At 34.3% G+C, this 17,701-nt stretch carries 12 protein-coding genes and 1 tRNA gene; 10 read left to right on the forward strand and 3 right to left on the reverse strand.

Features of this window, described 5'->3' with window-relative positions:
* Positions 1–129: 129 nt before the first annotated feature.
* Together RT228_RS10535 and RT228_RS10540 are read right to left on the reverse strand one after the other, a co-directional pair.
* Positions 130–804 carry a response regulator transcription factor gene (locus RT228_RS10535; protein ID WP_006263227.1) on the reverse strand — a complete coding sequence of 225 codons (675 nt, stop codon included), beginning with the start codon at positions 802–804 and terminating at the stop codon, positions 130–132.
* A gap of 601 nt (positions 805–1,405) precedes the next feature.
* Complete coding sequence (locus RT228_RS10540; RefSeq protein ID WP_006265036.1) at positions 1,406–1,570, reverse strand: hypothetical protein; 165 nt, start codon at positions 1,568–1,570, stop codon at positions 1,406–1,408.
* A gap of 165 nt (positions 1,571–1,735) precedes the next feature.
* Between RT228_RS10540 and RT228_RS10545 the strand changes: the two genes are divergently transcribed.
* From RT228_RS10545 to RT228_RS10590, 10 genes are all read left to right on the forward strand, one after another.
* Positions 1,736–2,266 (forward strand): hypothetical protein, encoded by a 531-nt coding sequence (locus RT228_RS10545; RefSeq protein ID WP_006259362.1) that lies wholly within the window; start codon positions 1,736–1,738, stop codon positions 2,264–2,266.
* Positions 2,267–2,595: 329 nt separating this feature from the next.
* Positions 2,596–3,705: a sensor histidine kinase gene (locus RT228_RS10550; RefSeq protein WP_016649626.1), complete on the forward strand. Its 1,110-nt coding sequence runs from the start codon at positions 2,596–2,598 to the stop codon at positions 3,703–3,705.
* 32 nt (positions 3,706–3,737) lie between these two features.
* The gene (locus RT228_RS10555) at positions 3,738–4,499 is read left to right on the forward strand and encodes a LytR/AlgR family response regulator transcription factor (RefSeq protein WP_006263232.1); all 762 of its coding nucleotides are present in this window, start codon (positions 3,738–3,740) and stop codon (positions 4,497–4,499) included.
* A 166-nt stretch (positions 4,500–4,665) separates the two neighbouring features.
* Positions 4,666–5,847 (forward strand): efflux RND transporter periplasmic adaptor subunit, encoded by a 1,182-nt coding sequence (locus RT228_RS10560; protein ID WP_006259359.1) that lies wholly within the window; start codon positions 4,666–4,668, stop codon positions 5,845–5,847.
* A gap of 43 nt (positions 5,848–5,890) precedes the next feature.
* The gene (locus RT228_RS10565) at positions 5,891–9,052 is read left to right on the forward strand and encodes an efflux RND transporter permease subunit (protein WP_006259358.1); all 3,162 of its coding nucleotides are present in this window, start codon (positions 5,891–5,893) and stop codon (positions 9,050–9,052) included.
* Between the two features lie 7 nt (positions 9,053–9,059).
* Positions 9,060–10,475, forward strand: a complete 1,416-nt coding sequence (locus tag RT228_RS10570; RefSeq protein ID WP_006259357.1) for an efflux transporter outer membrane subunit — start codon at positions 9,060–9,062, stop codon at positions 10,473–10,475.
* Positions 10,476–10,617: 142 nt separating this feature from the next.
* Complete coding sequence (locus RT228_RS10575) at positions 10,618–11,766, forward strand: biotin/lipoyl-binding protein (RefSeq protein ID WP_313138656.1); 1,149 nt, start codon at positions 10,618–10,620, stop codon at positions 11,764–11,766.
* Between the two features lie 313 nt (positions 11,767–12,079).
* Complete coding sequence (locus tag RT228_RS10580) at positions 12,080–14,917, forward strand: TonB-dependent receptor (protein ID WP_006260856.1); 2,838 nt, start codon at positions 12,080–12,082, stop codon at positions 14,915–14,917.
* A 64-nt stretch (positions 14,918–14,981) separates the two neighbouring features.
* Positions 14,982–15,974, forward strand: coding sequence for a metallophosphoesterase (locus tag RT228_RS10585; RefSeq protein ID WP_006260857.1), 993 nt, complete (start codon positions 14,982–14,984; stop codon positions 15,972–15,974).
* Positions 15,975–15,979: 5 nt separating this feature from the next.
* The gene (locus RT228_RS10590) at positions 15,980–17,059 is read left to right on the forward strand and encodes a phytase (RefSeq protein WP_006259353.1); all 1,080 of its coding nucleotides are present in this window, start codon (positions 15,980–15,982) and stop codon (positions 17,057–17,059) included.
* A gap of 264 nt (positions 17,060–17,323) precedes the next feature.
* On the opposite strand, the gene RT228_RS10595 is transcribed toward RT228_RS10590, so the two are convergent.
* Positions 17,324–17,408: transfer RNA gene (locus RT228_RS10595), tRNA-Ser, on the reverse strand.
* Between the last annotated feature and the right edge of the window lie 293 nt (positions 17,409–17,701).

The following is a 17,701-nucleotide window of genomic DNA, read 5'->3' on the forward strand; positions in this document are numbered from 1 at the left end:
TTACATCATCTAAGTACATTACGTTCGTAGGGCAAAACCGAAAACTGTAGACCGAAAACTGTAGACCGAAAACTGTGAACCGTTAACCGTTAACTGTAAACCGCTAACCGTTAATTGAAAACCAAAAACCTATTCATCCTTTAGTATATACCCCATACCGATAACTGTATGTATCAGTTGTGTGCTGTACTCTTTGTCTATTTTGCGTCTCACATAATTGACATATACATCGATGAGGTTCGTCCCTCTATCGAAACCGATACCCCAGACCGCCTCAGCTATCTGTGTTCTCGTTAATACCCTATTCTTATTTACTAAGAAATACTCTAGTAAGGTATATTCTTTTTGGGTTAAAACGATTTCTTTATTTGCTCTCGTAACCGTTTTTTTATACGTATTCATGATTAGATCCGCAGCTTTATACTCTAGAGTAGGCATAGCCATTGTATTACGACGGGTCAGTGCCTTTATTCTCAGCAATAATTCTTCGAAGTGAAAAGGTTTCGTCAGGTAGTCATCTGCCCCCATATTAAATCCTTTGACCTTATCATTTAGCGTAGATAATGCCGTCAGCATGAGGATGGGAATATCTCCTTTGTATTTTTTTATTTGTTGACAGATTTCGAATCCGTTCATATAAGGAAGAATGACATCTAGAATAATCAAATCAAACTCTTGTTCCATCGCTAGTTGTAATCCTATCATCCCATCGTAGGCAAAAGCCACCTGATGTTGGCTCTCCTCTAGACCTTTTCTAATGAAGTTAGATACACTTACTTCGTCTTCTATTAAAAGTATGTTCATAGCTCTGATTTTATTGCAAAACTAAATCATAAATCAAGCCATTTTTTAGGATTAGAGAAATTTAATGTTAGATGAAGTATATCTATTTTAATAGATTTAGAGCAGAGTAATGCTTGTATAAGTTCTAAATATGAGAATATTTTAACCAATCTAAAATCTAAAAACAGGACAAATCACAGCTGTTAAAAATATTAACATTTGGGTGTTTTTTAGTGATTTAGAGCACGCAACAAAGCCAGTGATAGCAAGGCTTTTGGGAAGGTTGTTTGGGCGCTGTTCGGAAGTTCATTGCAAAGTGTTCGGAAAAAGGGGGTGTTTTCCGAACACCTTCCGAACAAATAGCAACTGAGACCGCATGAGTACTCGATTTATGACAAATTCATAGCGTTAAAAAACTTGTTGAAATTTTGAAATTAGGATTTTGAAAGCTGTGGTTTGTGCTTTCTTTTTGGTGAGACGTACCAGACTTTGAATAGAAGAATATTCTCAATAATGGACATTGAGTCAAAGCCTTTACTGTAGGCAAAGGTAGTGAAAAAAAAGATAGGAGAAAAGAGGGTGTAGGAAGTAGGGGAGGTATATAGTGATTCGTTATAATCAATTAGAATTTAGTGGTTTGTTTAAATTTATTAAGGAGTTGAGAGAAGTCAGGCTCTGATATAGTTTTGACAGGTTCTATAGCTCTAAACTCAGAATCAGAGAAGTATCTACATAATAATAGATAGATAACTTTTCCTTTTTCATCATAATCTATTAATAGTTGCATTGGTCTATCATCAGGTTTAGGCTCATTAATTATTTTGTCCCATTCTTCGTTTTATACATTTTATTTTTAGATTTAATATCAATGTTATCAGAATGTTATGTTTTTAGTTAGGAGTGTTTTGATACCTTTAAATTGATTAATTTTAAGGTAACCAATACAACTACTATGAATGAATTTTTACGTTATCGATTTCTGATAGATTCAGGAGTTGATGTGCTTTTTAAGCATGAGATAAATGGCTTAAGGCATACTTATAACTTTTCGGATGATTACTTTCGTTTTCTGTTAGTTAGTAGCCATACTGCTTTGATGAGAACTGTTGCTTCAGTGTCTTTCTTTACTTTTACTACTACAGATCATGTATTGTCTATTCAGGAGATGAATGAGGACTCTATCTTCTCTTCGTATATCTTTATTATAGGGCGATGGGATGAGCATACCTTGATAGGAGAATTGTTGATAGGAGAGCATAAAGGGGCTATTGTACTATTAGATGAGAATCAGTACTGTGATATTGATAGTGTAGAAGAACTCTTAGAAGATACAGATTTAGATATAGAATATATCCTACAAGATGATATACAGACATTAACAGCATTATTATCAGAAGAGGTAGGTGTGATTAGTGTATTAGATTATTCTTTTGTAGAATTTTTTGAGAATAGGTTAGTAGGTTTGACAGAGTTGAGATGTTAGCGTTAGAAGTGTCTTTTAATTAAATAATTTGTTTTGTTTCATTTTACCAGAGGTAGTATAGCTAGTGGATGTTATACTACTTTTTTTGTTATTATATATTTGGCAAATGGGTATGTGCTATTTGTATAAATCTCAGTTGATTTTATCTAATTGTGTTTTTTTCGTATTAATTACATGATTTTTGGAAATTAAAATGGGTAATATGGATAAAGAATACAAGTAGGTGTAGTATTTTTCCGTTTCAAGATAGGATATATCATTTTGAGTAAGGTAAGGTTCTAAATGTGGAAATATAGATTTACTTTTGTTATAGAATTTAATTAAGGAAGATGTCGACCAAGAAAGTAAAAGAGGAATCACTGTTTTTAAAACACTATCGATTAATGGTAGTGCCATTAGTTTTTTTACTTTACCTATTCTCTCATTTTTTACTTAATCCTTATGACGCAGATTGGTTCAGAATGGATGTAGAAGAGATGTGGGAGTCAGCCTTTGTTCTTTTTCTATATTGTATGGCCATTACAGAGGTGAGCCTTTGGTTGAGTAGAGCTTTGAACAAGTTTTTGCCTTGGGATAAACAGCCAGTGATGCGTGTAGTAGTACAGTTCTTCTTACTACTTATATTTATCTTTACAGTGTATTTTGCTATTAATTTTGTGTATGTTTATCTATCTCCTTACGAGTCTTTTGAGTTAATAGATTTAGAGGCAAAGATAGATTTATGGCAGTCATTAATCATTAGTTTGAATACAGGGATTTTTATCAGTGCTATTCACACAGGTTATTTTTTGATTAATAATTGGAAAAAGTCCATGGTGGATGCTGCAGAGCTTAAATTAAAAGCAGAACAACTAGAACGTATCGCGAGTCAGTCAGAGTTAGAATCACTAAAGATGCAACTAGACCCTCATTTTTTATTTAATAACTTTAGTACATTATCGGAGTTAGTAATAGAAGATCAGGATATCGCTGTGAAGTTTATAGATCACTTATCACTAGTATATCGTTATATGCTATCTAATGTGAGAAAGAACACCATCAGTCTGTCAGAAGAGTTGACTTTCGTAGAATCTTATTTCTACTTAATTAAAGAAAGAATGGGGGCGAAAGTACAGTTAAATATCAATGTGCAAGAGGAGGATAAAAAAAACTTCTATGTGGCACCCATCGCTATACAGTTATTAGTAGAGAATGCTGTGAAGCACAATAGTGCTTCTAAAGAGAGTCCACTAAGAATAGATATTTATGTAGAAGAGGATTATGTTGTGATTCGCAATAATATTCAAGAGTTAGTCGTAACCTTACCTTCTTCTAAAGTAGGGTTGATGAATATTAAAGAACGCTATCGTCTGCTAAGTAAACACAAGGTTCTTATTCAGAAAACGGATAAAGATTTTGTGGTAAGGTTGCCTTTGTTACTAAATAAGAATGATAAATAATTAGAAATAATAGCTTAAGAAAGAAAATATACATGATGAAAGTTTTGATCGTAGAGGATGAGGTAAGAAATGCTAATAAATTATCTCGTTTATTGCAGGTATTAGATTCTACAATAGAAATCGTAGCTGTAGTAGAAAGTGTAAAAGAATGTATAGAATGGTTACAGCATCATGAGGAACCGTCCTTGATCATGATGGATATTAGATTAGAAGACGGTTTGTGTTTTGAGATATTCGAGCAGATAGAGATAAAAGCACCTGTGATATTTACGACTTCTTATGATGAGTATGCTCTAAAAGCATTTAAGGTGAATAGTATAGACTATATCATGAAGCCTGTAAGGGAAGAAGAGTTAGAGCAGGCATTGAATAAGTTTAAAGCACTTAGAAGTTCTCCTGTATTAAGTGATTCGATTAAAGATATATTAGGTAGCTTACACAAGAAAGAAGCTTTTTACCGCTCTCGTTTTTTGATTCCTTATAAGGATGGTTTTAAGACTGTGAAGGTGGATGAGATTGATTTTATTTATTCAGAATTAAAGATTACACATCTAGTTTTAAAGGATAAAACTACTGTAATCGTAAGTCAGACCTTAGAGGAGTTAGAAGAAGAGCTGTCACCTGAGATATTTTTTAGAGCGAATAGACAACATATCGTGAGTGTAGATAGTATAGAGCATGTACAGAACTACTATAACGGGAAATTAAAAATAGGCTTAGTAAAAGATCCTCAGAGAGAGGTAATCGTAAGCCGTGAGAAGGCACCATTACTTAAAAATTGGTTAAATTCATAAAGCTACATTAGTAGCTTTTTTTGTGTCTATGTGTAAGTATAAGAGATAGTTTATTCAGGTAAGTAAGCCCTTTTGACGCTTCAGGTTCGAATTTTTACGCTTCGAACTAATTCTAGAAGTAGGAGCGGTATAATTTTTGATTTTTGTTGTGTAAAAAGCGTTAGAAATGAATAAAATTTATAGAAGTACGAAAGTTTTGTTTTTAGGAGGCCTATTATTTGGTTTATCTGTATTTTTCGTTAGCTGTAATAAGCAATCAAGTGAAGGAGATGCAGGGCAGCCTTCATTAGAAGTTAGAACAAGTGTAGTAGAGAAGGGTGATGCTCTTGTATTAAAAAAATATACAGCATCGTTAGAAGGAAGGGTGAATGTAGAAGTACGTGCACAAGCTTCGGGTTATATTGATAAGATTCTTGTAGAAGAAGGAAGTTATGTAAAGAAGGGGCAGGCATTAATCTTAATAGACGCTCAACCGTATCAAATACAACTAAATAATGCAAATGCTAGTCTAAAAGCAGCTCAGGCAGCTCTCGTAAATGCTCAATTAGAAAAAGATAAAGTACAGTCTTTATTAGATAATTCTTTTGTATCTCCAATACAGTTAAAAACTGCACAAGCGGTGTTAGATAACGCTAAAGCAAACGTGGCTCAGGCAGAGGCGGCTGTGGCAGAAGCAAAGTTAAACTTAAGCTACTGTACGATTAAGGCTCCTGTAGATGGATTCTTAGGACGTATTACTAAGCGTGTAGGAAACTTAGTGACAGCTGGTGAAGTAGAGGAACTAACTACGATGTCTGATATCTCTCAGATGTTCGCTTATTTCTCATTGACAGAAGCAGACTACTTTAATCTAGTAAAAGAGAATGGTGGTTCAGAGAATGTACTGAAGATGCCTATAGAATTAGAATTAAGTAATGGAGATAAGTATCCTATAAGTGGTAAGGTAGATGTAATCAATGGAGAGTTCGATGCAGGTACTAATTCTATCAGTGTACGTGCAGTATTTGATAATCCAGATCGTTTATTGAGAAATGGAGGGACAGGTATTGTGAACCTTATGGCTACACATAAAGATGCTGTACAAGTACCTATAGCTGCTACTGCAGACTTACAAGATAAGATCTTTGCTTATGTAGTGAATAAAGACAATACAGTTGATCAAAGACAACTTAAAATTATCGGAAAGAACTTGCATACTTATTTTATCGCTGATGGTGTGAAAGAAGGAGAAACCCTTGTAACAACAGGAGTAGATAAACTGCAAGATGGTATGACTGTGACGGTATTATCTGCAGCAAAAAATGCAGGAGGTAATACAAGTACAGAAACTGCTAAAGCAAGCGAGTAAGTAGGCTCAAAGATTCTTTATTTAATTAAAACAAACAGATCAAATGCTTAAAAAGATAATACATAGACCTGTATTAGCTACAGTTATATCTCTTATCATTGTTATATTAGGGGCAGTAGGACTTACACAGTTACCTATGGCACAGTTCCCTGATATTGCACCTCCGAGTGTAACTGTAATGGCTTCTTATCCGGGAGGTAATGCTGAGACAGTATTGAAATCAGTAGTGACTCCTTTAGAAGAGGTAATTAACGGGGTAGAAAATATGACTCATATAGAGTCAACAGCTAGTAATGATGGTACAGCAGCTATCACAGTATTCTTTGATTTAGAAACTGATCCTGATCAGGCGGCAGTAAACGTACAGAACAGGGTAGCTCAGGTGACAGGTATCTTACCTGCTGAGGTATTACAAGCGGGGGTAATCACTCAGAAAGAACAGAGAGGTATGATCATGGTAGTAGACCTTATCAGTGAGGATGCTGCTCTATATGATGAAACCTTCGTACAGAATTATGCTCGTATCAACTTAGTACGTGAGTTAAAACGTATTAAAGGGGTAGGTAACGTACAGCTATTCGGTGAGAAGGATTATGCTATGCGTATATGGCTAGATCCACATAAACTGGCAAATAGAGGATTAACTCCTGCTGATGTAGAGCGTTCTATCCAAAGTCAGAGTATGGAAGTAGCTGCAGGTAACTTAGGTCAGAATGCAGGAGGAGCAGTACAATATACATTGACATACCCAGGTAAATATAATACTCCTGAACAATTCGAGAATATTGTAGTACAGGCAGATAAAAGTGGTAATGTACTTTATTTAAAAGATATCGCACGCATCGAGTTTGGTGCAGTAGCGTATGATGAGGAGAATAAAATCAATGGACAAGAAGCTGTAACAATGGCTGTGTTCCAGACAAAAGGATCTAATGCAAATGAGATTCAAACTCAAGTGTACAAGGTATTAGAAGAATTAACTCCTCAGTTGCCAAAAGGGCTAAAATACAATGTAACGTTCGCTAATAAAACACAGTTAGATGAATCTATAAATCAGGTAAAAACAACATTAATAGAGGCATTCTTATTAGTATTCCTGATTGTATATATCTTCTTACAAGATTTTAGATCAACTATTATTCCAGCGATAGCAGTACCAGTATCATTAATCGGTACCTTCTTCTTCTTGAATATGTTAGGGTTCTCGATTAATATGTTGACGTTGTTTGCATTAGTACTAGCTATTGGTATTGTAGTGGATGATGCCATTGTAGTAGTAGAGGCAGTACACAGTACGATGGAACTCGAGGGCTTAGATGCCAAAGAGGCAACTACTAAGGCCATGAGTGAAATCTCAGGAGCGATTATCTCGATTACTTTAGTAATGTCAGCAGTATTCTTACCTGTAGGGTTTATGGAAGGACCAGTGGGAGTATTCTATAAGCAATTTGCATATACACTTGCGATAGCGATTATGATTTCTGCTGTAAATGCCTTGACATTGAGTCCTGCCTTATGTGCCTTGTTATTAAAGAATCATCACCATGATTTAGAACATACGGGAGAGGTAAAGAAAGATGGGTTTAAGAGAAGGTTCTTTAGATCGTTTAATGCAGGATTTACAGCATTAACGAATAGATATATAAAAGGAGTACATTTCTTAATCAAAAGAAAAGTATTGAGTTTCTGTATTCTAGTAGGTTCTATAGTAGGAATGGTATTCTTAATGAATACAACTCCTAAAGGGTTTATTCCTAATGAAGATCAGGGATTTGCGATGTTTGCTCTATCATTACCTCCTGGGTCATCTATTGATAGAACAGCACAGGTCTTAAAAGAAGGGGATGAGATCATGAGAAAGAACCCTGCTATTAAGTCTGTAACCACTATTTCAGGATTCAACATTTTAGGTAATGCAGCCAGTCCAGCTTATGGTATGGGATTCATTTCTTTTAAAGCTTTAGAAGAAAGAGGAGAGGTAACTGACATCAATGAGTTGATTGCACAGTTAAATCAAGAATTATCATCATTAAAAGAAGGTGATTTCTATGTGTTTGCTAACCCAACAGTTCCAGGATTTGGAGATTTTGATGGATTAGAGATGGTAGTTCAGGATAGACGTGGTGGAGATATTACAGAGTTTGCAAATGTTGTAAATCAGTTTAATCAAGATCTAAGTGAGACTGATGAAGTGCTAAGTGCCTTCACAATGTTTAAAGCAAACTTCCCAATGTATAAAATCGTAGTAGATCCTGTGAAGGCAAAGATGCACGGAGTGGAAGTAAGTGATATGATGAGTGCAGTACAGTTGTTCTACGGATCAGCACAAGTAAATGACTTTAACCGTTTTGGTAAACAGTTTAAGGTGTTTGTACAGGGAGATGCTCAATTTAGAGCAGATGAAGAATCTTTTAAAACTATCTATGTGACAGCTGGTTCGGGAGAGATGATTCCGATTAGTTCTTTAGCGCACTTAGAGAAAGTGTATGGACCACAAGCTATCAGTCGTCATAACTTATTTAATTCTATCGCTGTAAATGGTATTATCAACCCTGGTACAAGTACAGGGGATGCGATGGCGGCAGTAGAGAAAGTAGCGGCAGAGAAGTTACCTTCAGGATATAGTATTGAATGGTTAGGACTGAGTAAAGAAGAGAAGAAATCTGGAGGACAGATGGTGTTTATCTTTGGATTATCTATCTTGTTTATCTACTTTATTCTTTCAGCTCAGTATGAGAGTTATATCTTACCATTAGTAGTGTTGTTATCACTACCAGTTGGTATTATGGGAGTATTCTTAGCCATAGGTTCAGTAGGTATTGCTAATAATATTTATGTGCAAGTAGGGCTCATCATGCTGGTCGGACTGCTCGCGAAGAATGCAATTTTGATTGTAGAGTTTGCTGTTCAGAAAAGACAAGGGGGGATGAGTATTGTAGACTCAGCATTAGAAGCTTCGCGTTTACGACTTCGTCCTATCTTGATGACATCATTTGCTTTCGTAGCAGGTCTAATTCCTTTGATGTTCGTTCAAGGTTCGTCAGCACAAGGTAACCACTCTATTAGTATTGGTACAGCAGGAGGGATGGTATTAGGAGTTATTCTAGGAGTATTCGTTATTCCTTTCCTTTATGTTGCATTCCAGTACTTACAAGAGAAAATTAGTGGTAAGCAACCAGACGTTTCTGAAGTTGTAGAAAACTAAGAGATTAATGGTAGTTCAAAACAAGAAAACAATGAGAAAAATAGTATATATAGCGATTGGTTCGACATTATTAACTGCTTGTAAAGTAGGTAAGAATTATGAAAGACCAACTGTAGACACACCAGAGCAGTTTTATCAAGAGACTGCTTCTGATACTACAGCTAATAATCTAGCGAAGTTGAGTTATTCGGAATTCTTTAAGAACACTGAATTAACGAGTTTGATTGAATCTGCATTAGAGCGCAATGCTGATTTACAAGTTGCTGTTAAAAATATCGAACAAACAAGGTTGTTATTCACTCAGTCAAAAATGGCACTATTGCCACAGTTGACTATGAACGTAGCAGGTAGTAGAACAGAGTCTTCTAAGAATAGCCAATTGGCGGCTAGTGGGGCAGGACGTGTTAATGATGATTTTACAGCAAGCCTTGATTTATCATGGGAGTTAGATATATGGGGGAAGCTTAGAAGAGAGAAGGAAGCTGCATTAGCAACTATGATGCAGACGGAAGAGGTAAAGAGAGCTATCCAAAATAGATTAGTAGCTGAGGTAGCTACTAGTTATATCAACTTACTAATGTTAGACGAACAGCTCGAAATAGCGATAGAAGGTATTGCACTTCGTGAGAGTACATACTTATTAACTAAAAAGATGTTCGAGGTAGGTAACGAGACTATTGTAGCGATGCAACAAGCAGAGGCACAGTGGTTAGAATCAAAAGAATTATTACCTCAGATAGAGCAAGAAATTGCCTTACAAGAAAGTGGATTGAATTTGCTTTTAAATAATTATCCGCAGGCTATATCTCGCTCTGTTACGATTAGTGATTTAAATTTTTCAACAGATTTAAATACAGGAGTACCTGCGGATTTTTTAAGTACTCGTCCAGATGTACAAGTAGCAGAATATGCTTTAAAAGCAGCTAATGCAAAAGTAGGAGCAGCTCAAGGGCAGATGTATCCTAATTTGATTATATCTGCTCAAGGAGGATTAAATGCATTTGAAAGTTCACAGTGGTTTAAGACACCAGCCTCTTTATTTGGTATGTTTGGTGGTGGTTTAATACAGCCTATATTTAATCAGAAGAAGTTAAGAACAGCTTATGAAATCGCTGTTGTAGAACGAGAAAAAGCAGGTATAGAATTTAAAAATAAAGTTATAGTTGGTTTTACGGATGTACATAATGCATTGGTAAAAATCGATAAACTATCTCAAAAAGAAGAGATGATGCAAAAGCGAGTGAATATTCTAAACACTTCTTTAGCTAATATCAAATTTATGTTTGAGATGGATAAGGCATCTTACTTAGAGGTTATTAATGCACAGAGTTTAGCATTGCAGAGTAGTTTGAGTTTTGCAGAGTTAAAAAGAGATCATTTAGCGTCGCTAGTTGATTTATATAGAGCTTTGGGAGGACATTAGTATACTCTAGTAGATTTTTGATTGAGGATGAAACCAATATTGTTTACAATATTGGTTTTTTTTATTGTAATTTAGATGTTTGGATTGTTTTTTTTCAGTCCTTTGCATCAGTTAGTTATCTTTGTAAGGATAAGAGTGGGTTATGAATAAAAAAAATGTAAAACTTCAGCAGATTATAATGACACTTCTAAGTATTGTATTCTTAGTAGGGGTAGGTTATTATGGAAATAAGGATAAAGGTGAAGAAAAGGAGGTGACTGAATCTAAAACGATTGTAGCCACTGAAGAAGTAGTCCAAACTGACAATGAAGTAGCCTTAGAAGAGGAAGAGGAGAAAACAGAAGAGGTAAAAGAGGTAGTAGCTCCTACAGTCTTAGTGTTGAATAGTAAATACCATACTTATACAAAAGAGTATGCAGCTAAGGTCAAGATGAAGTATAGTACACCTGTCAAGGAGTCTATAGAAGGGAAAGTAGTGTCGCTTTTTATAAAAGAAGGACAGGCAGTCTCAGAAGGACAGGTAATCTATGAAGTAGAGGTGGGGAGTCTACAGGTCTCTAAGAAAGAGAAGGATAAAGAACAGAGTGAGTACAAAGGGCTCAAGAAAGATCTAGAACGTGCAGAGAATAGATTACAAAAGTTAGCAAGAAGAGACAGCGTCGCTTTTGTTAAACAACGCGAGGTTGTGGAAGAGTTGCGTAAGAATGTAGTTGAGCTAAGTGATAAAATAAATGCATCAGATACCAAGTATAGTAGATATGCTGTTAAGTCTGAATATAGTGGTGTAGTAAAGAATATCACTGTAAAAGTAGGCGATATATTGACAGCGAATGATAAGCATAGTTTATATACTATAGTGGGCTATGATGTGTTTTTTGAAATACCTACTAGTGATATGGTACAATGGAAACAAGGTATGACAGGACAGAATACCCTTGTAAGCTCATTTGAAACTAAGGAAGGGCAACGCATTCCTATCAAAGTAAATCTTAAGAATGATACAAATATTTTCTTTTTAGATAAATCACCTCAAGTGATAGAAGGTTTAAAACTAAATGGAGAAGGGATTGCAGAGAATAGAGTGGTGATTTCGTTAGTGTATAAAGATGTTATAGAGATACCTTATTCTGCTATAAGTTTAACTAGTGAAGGTAAACAGTTCATAACGATTAAGGGTGAGAATGGTGTGGAAAGTAAGAAGGAAATAGTTCCTATCAGAAAATATACTTCGTATGCTTTAGTTAATGATCCTGCCCTAGAAGGTGTGTCTATTGAGAATAAAAGTAATTAATTAGATAAGTTTTTTATGTATAAACAAGCCCTTATAGATATCCTATAAGGGCTTGTTGTTTTCAGTAAATTAACGTTGGAATAGATAATTAATAAATCGTTAATGTTGGATTGATTGGTAATTTTAGTAATTGTGTGTGGATTTGTTGAATTAAAGTGTGTTTATTTAGATATATGGTTTTTTATTGATTCTATTTTCGTTTATTTTATATCTATTTTAAAATATAGTAATTTGTTTATTAATAATATTAACTAAACATTGACTTGATAGGTTGATACTAAGTTTGCTAGCAAAACTATTCAATGTTATTATTATGAAATTAAAGTACTTATTTTTCTTATTTGCAATTTGTTTTGCAATACCAATACAAGGACAAAATAATAGTGTTAAAAAAGGAATTGTGTCAGGAAGAGTAATAGACTCTGGTGATAAGAGTTCATTACCAGGTGCAGCTGTTTTATTAGATAATGGCAAGCAATATACGGTAAGTAACAATAATGGGTATTATGAATTTTTAAATATTCCAGAAGGGAAATATGTCTTATCAGTAAGTTATATTGGCTATACTTCAGTAGAACAAGAAGTAGAAGTGAGTTCAGGACATAATAAAGTTATTAATTTAAGTCTTTCAACAGATGTAGAAACCTTAGAAGGTATTGTAGTAATAGGAGAACGTTTAAAAGGACAAGCTAAAGCATTAAATCAACAGATGAATAATGCTAATGTTACTAATGTTATTTCAGCAGACCAAGTAGGGCGTTTCCCTGATTCTAATATTGGTGATGCTCTAAAACGTGTACCAGGAATCACAATGCAAAATGATCAAGGAGAAGCTCGTAATATAGTTATCCGTGGTTTAGCTCCTAGTTTAAATTCTGTTACATTAAATGGAGATCGTATTCCTTCAGCAGAAGGAGATAATAGAAATGTTCAGATGGATTTAATTCCTGCGGATATGATATCTTCTATAGAAGTAAACAAAACCTTAACTCCAGATATGGATGCTGATGCCATAGGAGGATCTGTTGATTTGATTACTCGTGCTTCACCTTATGGAGAGCGTATTTCGGCAACTCTAGCAGGCGGACTTAACCCTATAAGAGACAAAGGAAATTATATAGGAAGTTTTGTGTATGGTAATCGTTTTTTAGATTCTAAATTCGGAATGATCTTAAGTGGTTCTTATAATAGTAATAATTTTGGATCAGATAATGTAGAGGGAGTATGGAGTAAGGATAAGTATGACAATATTTATATGAGCGAATATGACATTCGTAAGTACGATGTACAACGTGTTCGTCGTAGTTTCTCAGGAGCTTTTGATTATAAGATTAATGATAATCATACTATCTATGCTAGTGCAATGTATAACTGGAGAGATGACAGAGAGAATCGTTATCGTGTGCGTTACAGAGGTATTAAGCCAGAGTATGATCAAGACAACAATATCACTGGGTTTACAGGCGATATAAGAAGAGAAACAAAGGGAGGACTTGATAATAATAGAAATAAAAACACTCGTTTAGAAGATCAAAGAATTCAGAATTATGCATTAAGTGGAACGCATTTATGGTCTAGTAATTTAGATATGGATTGGTCTGTTAATTATTCACGTGCATCAGAAGATCGTCCAGGAGAACGTTATATAGATTTTCAAAATAAGAAAGTTGCAATGCAAGAAGATTTAACTAATGGAAAATATCCACTAGTAACTGCATTAGGAGATCGACCAGATAATTTTTCATTGAGAAAGTTATCAGAAAATGATAATTTCACAAAGGATAGTGAGTTTGGTGCTAAATTAAATTTTAGAGTTCCTTTTTCTGTTGTTGAAGATCAAAAAGGACGTTTAAGATTCGGAGGTCGTCTTCGACTAAAAGATAAAAAGAGAGAGAATATGTTCTATGAGTTCTCTCCAATAGGAACGAATACCATTGGCAATTTAGCTACTGTATCTGGTAGTTATTATGATGGATCTGGTTTTCAACCAGGTAGTAAATATGTTCCAGGACATTTTGCTTCAAATCAATATTTAGGAGGATTAGATTTCCACAATTCTAATTTATTTAAGAAGGAGGCAGTGCCAGGAGAATATTTAGCTTTAAACTATAAAGCTAAAGAAAATATATATGCAGGATATATTCGTTGGGATCAAGACTTCAATGAGAAATTATCTATGATATTGGGAGCTCGAATTGAACATACAAGTATAGATTATACAGGTAATCATATTGTAGATGAAAGCGACTTAATAGGAGAGGTTAGTAATACAAATAATTATACTAATGTATTGCCTAGTGTTACTTTTAAATATCAGACAGATTCAGATTGGATTTATAGAGCAGCCTTTACGACTGCTTTAGCTAGACCTGACTATTATGCCTTAGCTCCATATATTAATGTGGTATCTCAAGATAATATGGTATCTGCAGGTAACCCAGACTTAAAGGCAACTTATGCTTATAACTTTGATTTAATGGCAGAAAAATATTTTCAATCTGTAGGAATGTTTTCTGCTGGTGTTTTTTATAAGAACTTAAAAGATTTTATCTATAACTATAGATCTGATTCTTTTACACATGAGAACTTTAACGAGTTGTTTCCCGGACAAGTTAATCCTATTCAATCAGAGGACAAATGGAAGTTTATGCAACAAAGAAATGGAGACCAAGTAAACTTGTTTGGAGTAGAGGTGGCTTTTCAAAGACAATTTGATTTTATACCTGGTAAATTTTGGAAAGGTCTAGGAGTCTATGTGAATTATACTTATACATATACAGAAGCTAAGGGAATAGCTAATGAAGATGGAGAGATAAGAAAAAACATGGAGTTACCTGGTGCAGCGCCGCATATGTTTAATGGTTCGTTGTCTTGGGAGAATGATCGTTTCTCAGCCCGTGTATCATTAAATTACTCTTCAGATTATTTAGATGCATTAGGAGGAAATAGTTTTGAAGATAGTTATTATGATAAACAATTATTCTTGGATGCAAATGCTTCGTATAAAATAACTTCATATTTACGTGTGTTTGCTGAAGCAAATAACTTGACTAATCAACCCCTAAGATATTATCAAGGAGTGAGTCATAGAGTAAAACAAATGGAGTATTACCAACCTAAATTTACTTTAGGACTTAAGTTTGATTTCTAATAAATAAATATCTATAGAAATTAGGGCGAAGAATATTCGCCCTAGTTTTATTATACAATCTATCATGAAAAAAATAATATATAGTTTATTATTAGCAGTTTGTACTGCTACAATACAAGCACAGACTCCTTTTGAATATGAAAAAAGTACGGGGTATACAGGAAGTAATATTCCAAGTTTAGCTCACAAAGAGAATAGTTTTAACTTTATTGTCATGGGAGATTTTGGACGTGTAGGGGATTATTACCAGAAAGATGTGGCTAGAGAAATGGGAAATGCAATGGTAGTATTAGATGGTGAATTTGTAGTATCAGTAGGTGATAATTTTTACCCAAATGGAGTTGCTAGCACAAGCGATTATCATTGGATATCTTCGTTTGAGAGTATATATACTAATCCATCTTTATATGCTGATTGGTATGTAGCTTTGGGAAATCATGATTATTTAGGTAATGTTCAAGCACAAATAGATTATACTAATATTAGTAGACGTTGGAATATGCCAGACCGTTATTATAGTAAAGAGTTTAAATTAGATAATGGTGAGAAGGTATTGTTAGTAGTAATGGATACAAATCCATTTATAGAAAGTTATCACAAGAGAAGTAAATACGGTGATTTACGACAACAAGACACCGAACAACAAATGAAATGGCTTGAAGAAACTTTAGGTAAAGAAGATGATACTATAAAATGGAAGATTGTAGTAGGACATCATCCAATGTACAGTGGAGGAAAGCGTAAAGAAAATAAAGATACACAAGGTTTTGCTTTAAAGTTTGCGGATTTTTTTGATAGACATAAAGTAGATGCTTATATATGTGGACATGAACATGACCTGCAAATTATCAAGCCTAAACATCGTTATACCACACAATTTCTTTCTGGTGCAGCGAGTGAAGTTCGAGCTTCTGGAGATATGGAGCATACCATTTTTGCCGCTGCAGAACCAGGTTTTATGACTTTCACTATTTTAGATAATGAATTAATAGTTCAGGTAGTTCAAGCAGGTAAGAAAGAAGCAAAGGTTTTATTTACACATCAAATAAAAAAGTAGAAATAATGAAATATAGATTTTTATACTCTTTAGCGGTCTTAGGATTATTGAGTAGTTGTAAAGATAAGTTAGCTCCTATAGCCCCAGATGCTATTCAGCCAACAATTGTTACAGAGCAAACAGTTTTTGATACAGATGATCCTGCTATTTGGATTAATCCAATAGATCAATCTAAAAGCTTAATTATAGGAACAGACAAAGAAGATGGAGGAGGAGTATATGCATATGACTTACAAGGTAAAATCGTACATAAGTTTATTGATATGGCACGTCCAAATAATGTTGATATTGCTTATGGTTTTTTGTATAAAGATATGGTGATTGATATTGCTGTTGTTACAGAGAGAAATGCAAATGCAATAAGAATTTTTAAATTGCCAGAGTTAACGCCAATTGATCAAGGTGGTTTAAAAGTTTTTGAAGGAGAAGTAGAGGATGGGTATAATGAACCAATGGGAATCGCTTTATATGAAAAGAAAGAGGATGATAATAAGCAAATCTATGCTATTGTAGGACGTAAAAGTGGCCCTTCTAATGAGTATTTATGGCAATATGCTCTGCAAGCGAATAAGGAAGGTCAGATAAATTTGGTGTTAAAAAGAAAGTTTGGTGTTTATAGCGGAAAAAAAGAAATAGAAGCTATTGCAGTAGACCAGGAGCTAGGTTACGTCTATTACTCTGATGAAACAGCAGGATTGCGCAAATACTATGCTGATCCAGAAAAAGGAAATGAAGAGTTGGCTTTCTTTGTTAAAGGTGATGCTAAGAGAGATCATGAAGGAATAGCTATTTATAAAAAAGATGCTAATTCGGGGTATATTATTGTTTCAGATCAACAAGATAATTCAATTTTAATTTATCCTAGGGAAGGTGAACAGGGAAACCCTCATGAACACAGATTAATTGCTAAGATACCTGTTTCTGCAATTGAATGTGATGGCTTAGAGGTAACTTCTTTAGGGGTGAGTAATATTTTTAATCAAGGTATGCTGGTAATGATGAGTAACGGTAAAGTATTTCATTATTATGATTGGAAAGATATTCAAGAGAGAATAAATAAAGTAAGTAAAAAAGAAACTAATTAAGTATAAAATTGAAAAACTCGTTTTAGTAAGGGATTTTCAATACTACTTTGTAAACAATAAAAACGTCAGCTTATTTATGTTAGGCTGACGTTTTTTTATTCAGTTAAATTTATTCATAATAAAGTAGAAAGGTGCGCAATAAATAAAGTTTATTTCGTGCACCTAATTAGTGTAGTATTTGGCTAATGCGGAATCTGGTTTAGTAAAAGAAGGGAGCAATAAAGCATAAAAAAGCCCGATAACGAGTGTTATCGGGCTTTTCAGCGGAGAAAGAGGGATTCGAACCCCCGGACCTGTTACAGTCAACGGTTTTCAAGACCGCCGCATTCGACCACTCTGCCATTTCTCCAGAGGTCTACATTACTTCCGTATTGCGAGTGCAAATATACTGCAAAGTCTTATGTTTGCAAGAGATTTTGAATAAAAAAGAACATCTTTTTTATATTGTTTTTATAACTTGTTTAAAATGAGTTGGTAATAATTATTTAAAAAGCTGATTTTTTTGTACAAACCTGTATGAATAGGCTTTTTTATTTCTACCTCCTTGACTTTTCTAAGTGTTTTTATATATTTATCAAGTTAATAAGTCTTAGATTCAACTAATAAATGCAACAGCATTTAAAAAACGGCGGAGAACATTTG

This window comes from Myroides sp. (assembly GCF_032073645.1).
GTDB lineage: Bacteria > Bacteroidota > Bacteroidia > Flavobacteriales > Flavobacteriaceae > Flavobacterium > Flavobacterium odoratimimum.

Coding starts and splice junctions, on each gene's coding strand:
- RT228_RS10535 (WP_006263227.1), bottom strand. CDS start 804: ATGAACATACTTTTAATAGAAGACGAAGTAAGTGTATCTAACTTCATT.
- RT228_RS10540 (WP_006265036.1), bottom strand. CDS start 1,570: ATGCAACTATTAATAGATTATGATGAAAAAGGAAAAGTTATCTATCTA.
- RT228_RS10545 (WP_006259362.1), top strand. CDS start 1,736: ATGAATGAATTTTTACGTTATCGATTTCTGATAGATTCAGGAGTTGAT.
- RT228_RS10550 (WP_016649626.1), top strand. CDS start 2,596: ATGTCGACCAAGAAAGTAAAAGAGGAATCACTGTTTTTAAAACACTAT.
- RT228_RS10555 (WP_006263232.1), top strand. CDS start 3,738: ATGATGAAAGTTTTGATCGTAGAGGATGAGGTAAGAAATGCTAATAAA.
- RT228_RS10560 (WP_006259359.1), top strand. CDS start 4,666: ATGAATAAAATTTATAGAAGTACGAAAGTTTTGTTTTTAGGAGGCCTA.
- RT228_RS10565 (WP_006259358.1), top strand. CDS start 5,891: ATGCTTAAAAAGATAATACATAGACCTGTATTAGCTACAGTTATATCT.
- RT228_RS10570 (WP_006259357.1), top strand. CDS start 9,060: ATGGTAGTTCAAAACAAGAAAACAATGAGAAAAATAGTATATATAGCG.
- RT228_RS10575 (WP_313138656.1), top strand. CDS start 10,618: ATGAATAAAAAAAATGTAAAACTTCAGCAGATTATAATGACACTTCTA.
- RT228_RS10580 (WP_006260856.1), top strand. CDS start 12,080: ATGAAATTAAAGTACTTATTTTTCTTATTTGCAATTTGTTTTGCAATA.
- RT228_RS10585 (WP_006260857.1), top strand. CDS start 14,982: ATGAAAAAAATAATATATAGTTTATTATTAGCAGTTTGTACTGCTACA.
- RT228_RS10590 (WP_006259353.1), top strand. CDS start 15,980: ATGAAATATAGATTTTTATACTCTTTAGCGGTCTTAGGATTATTGAGT.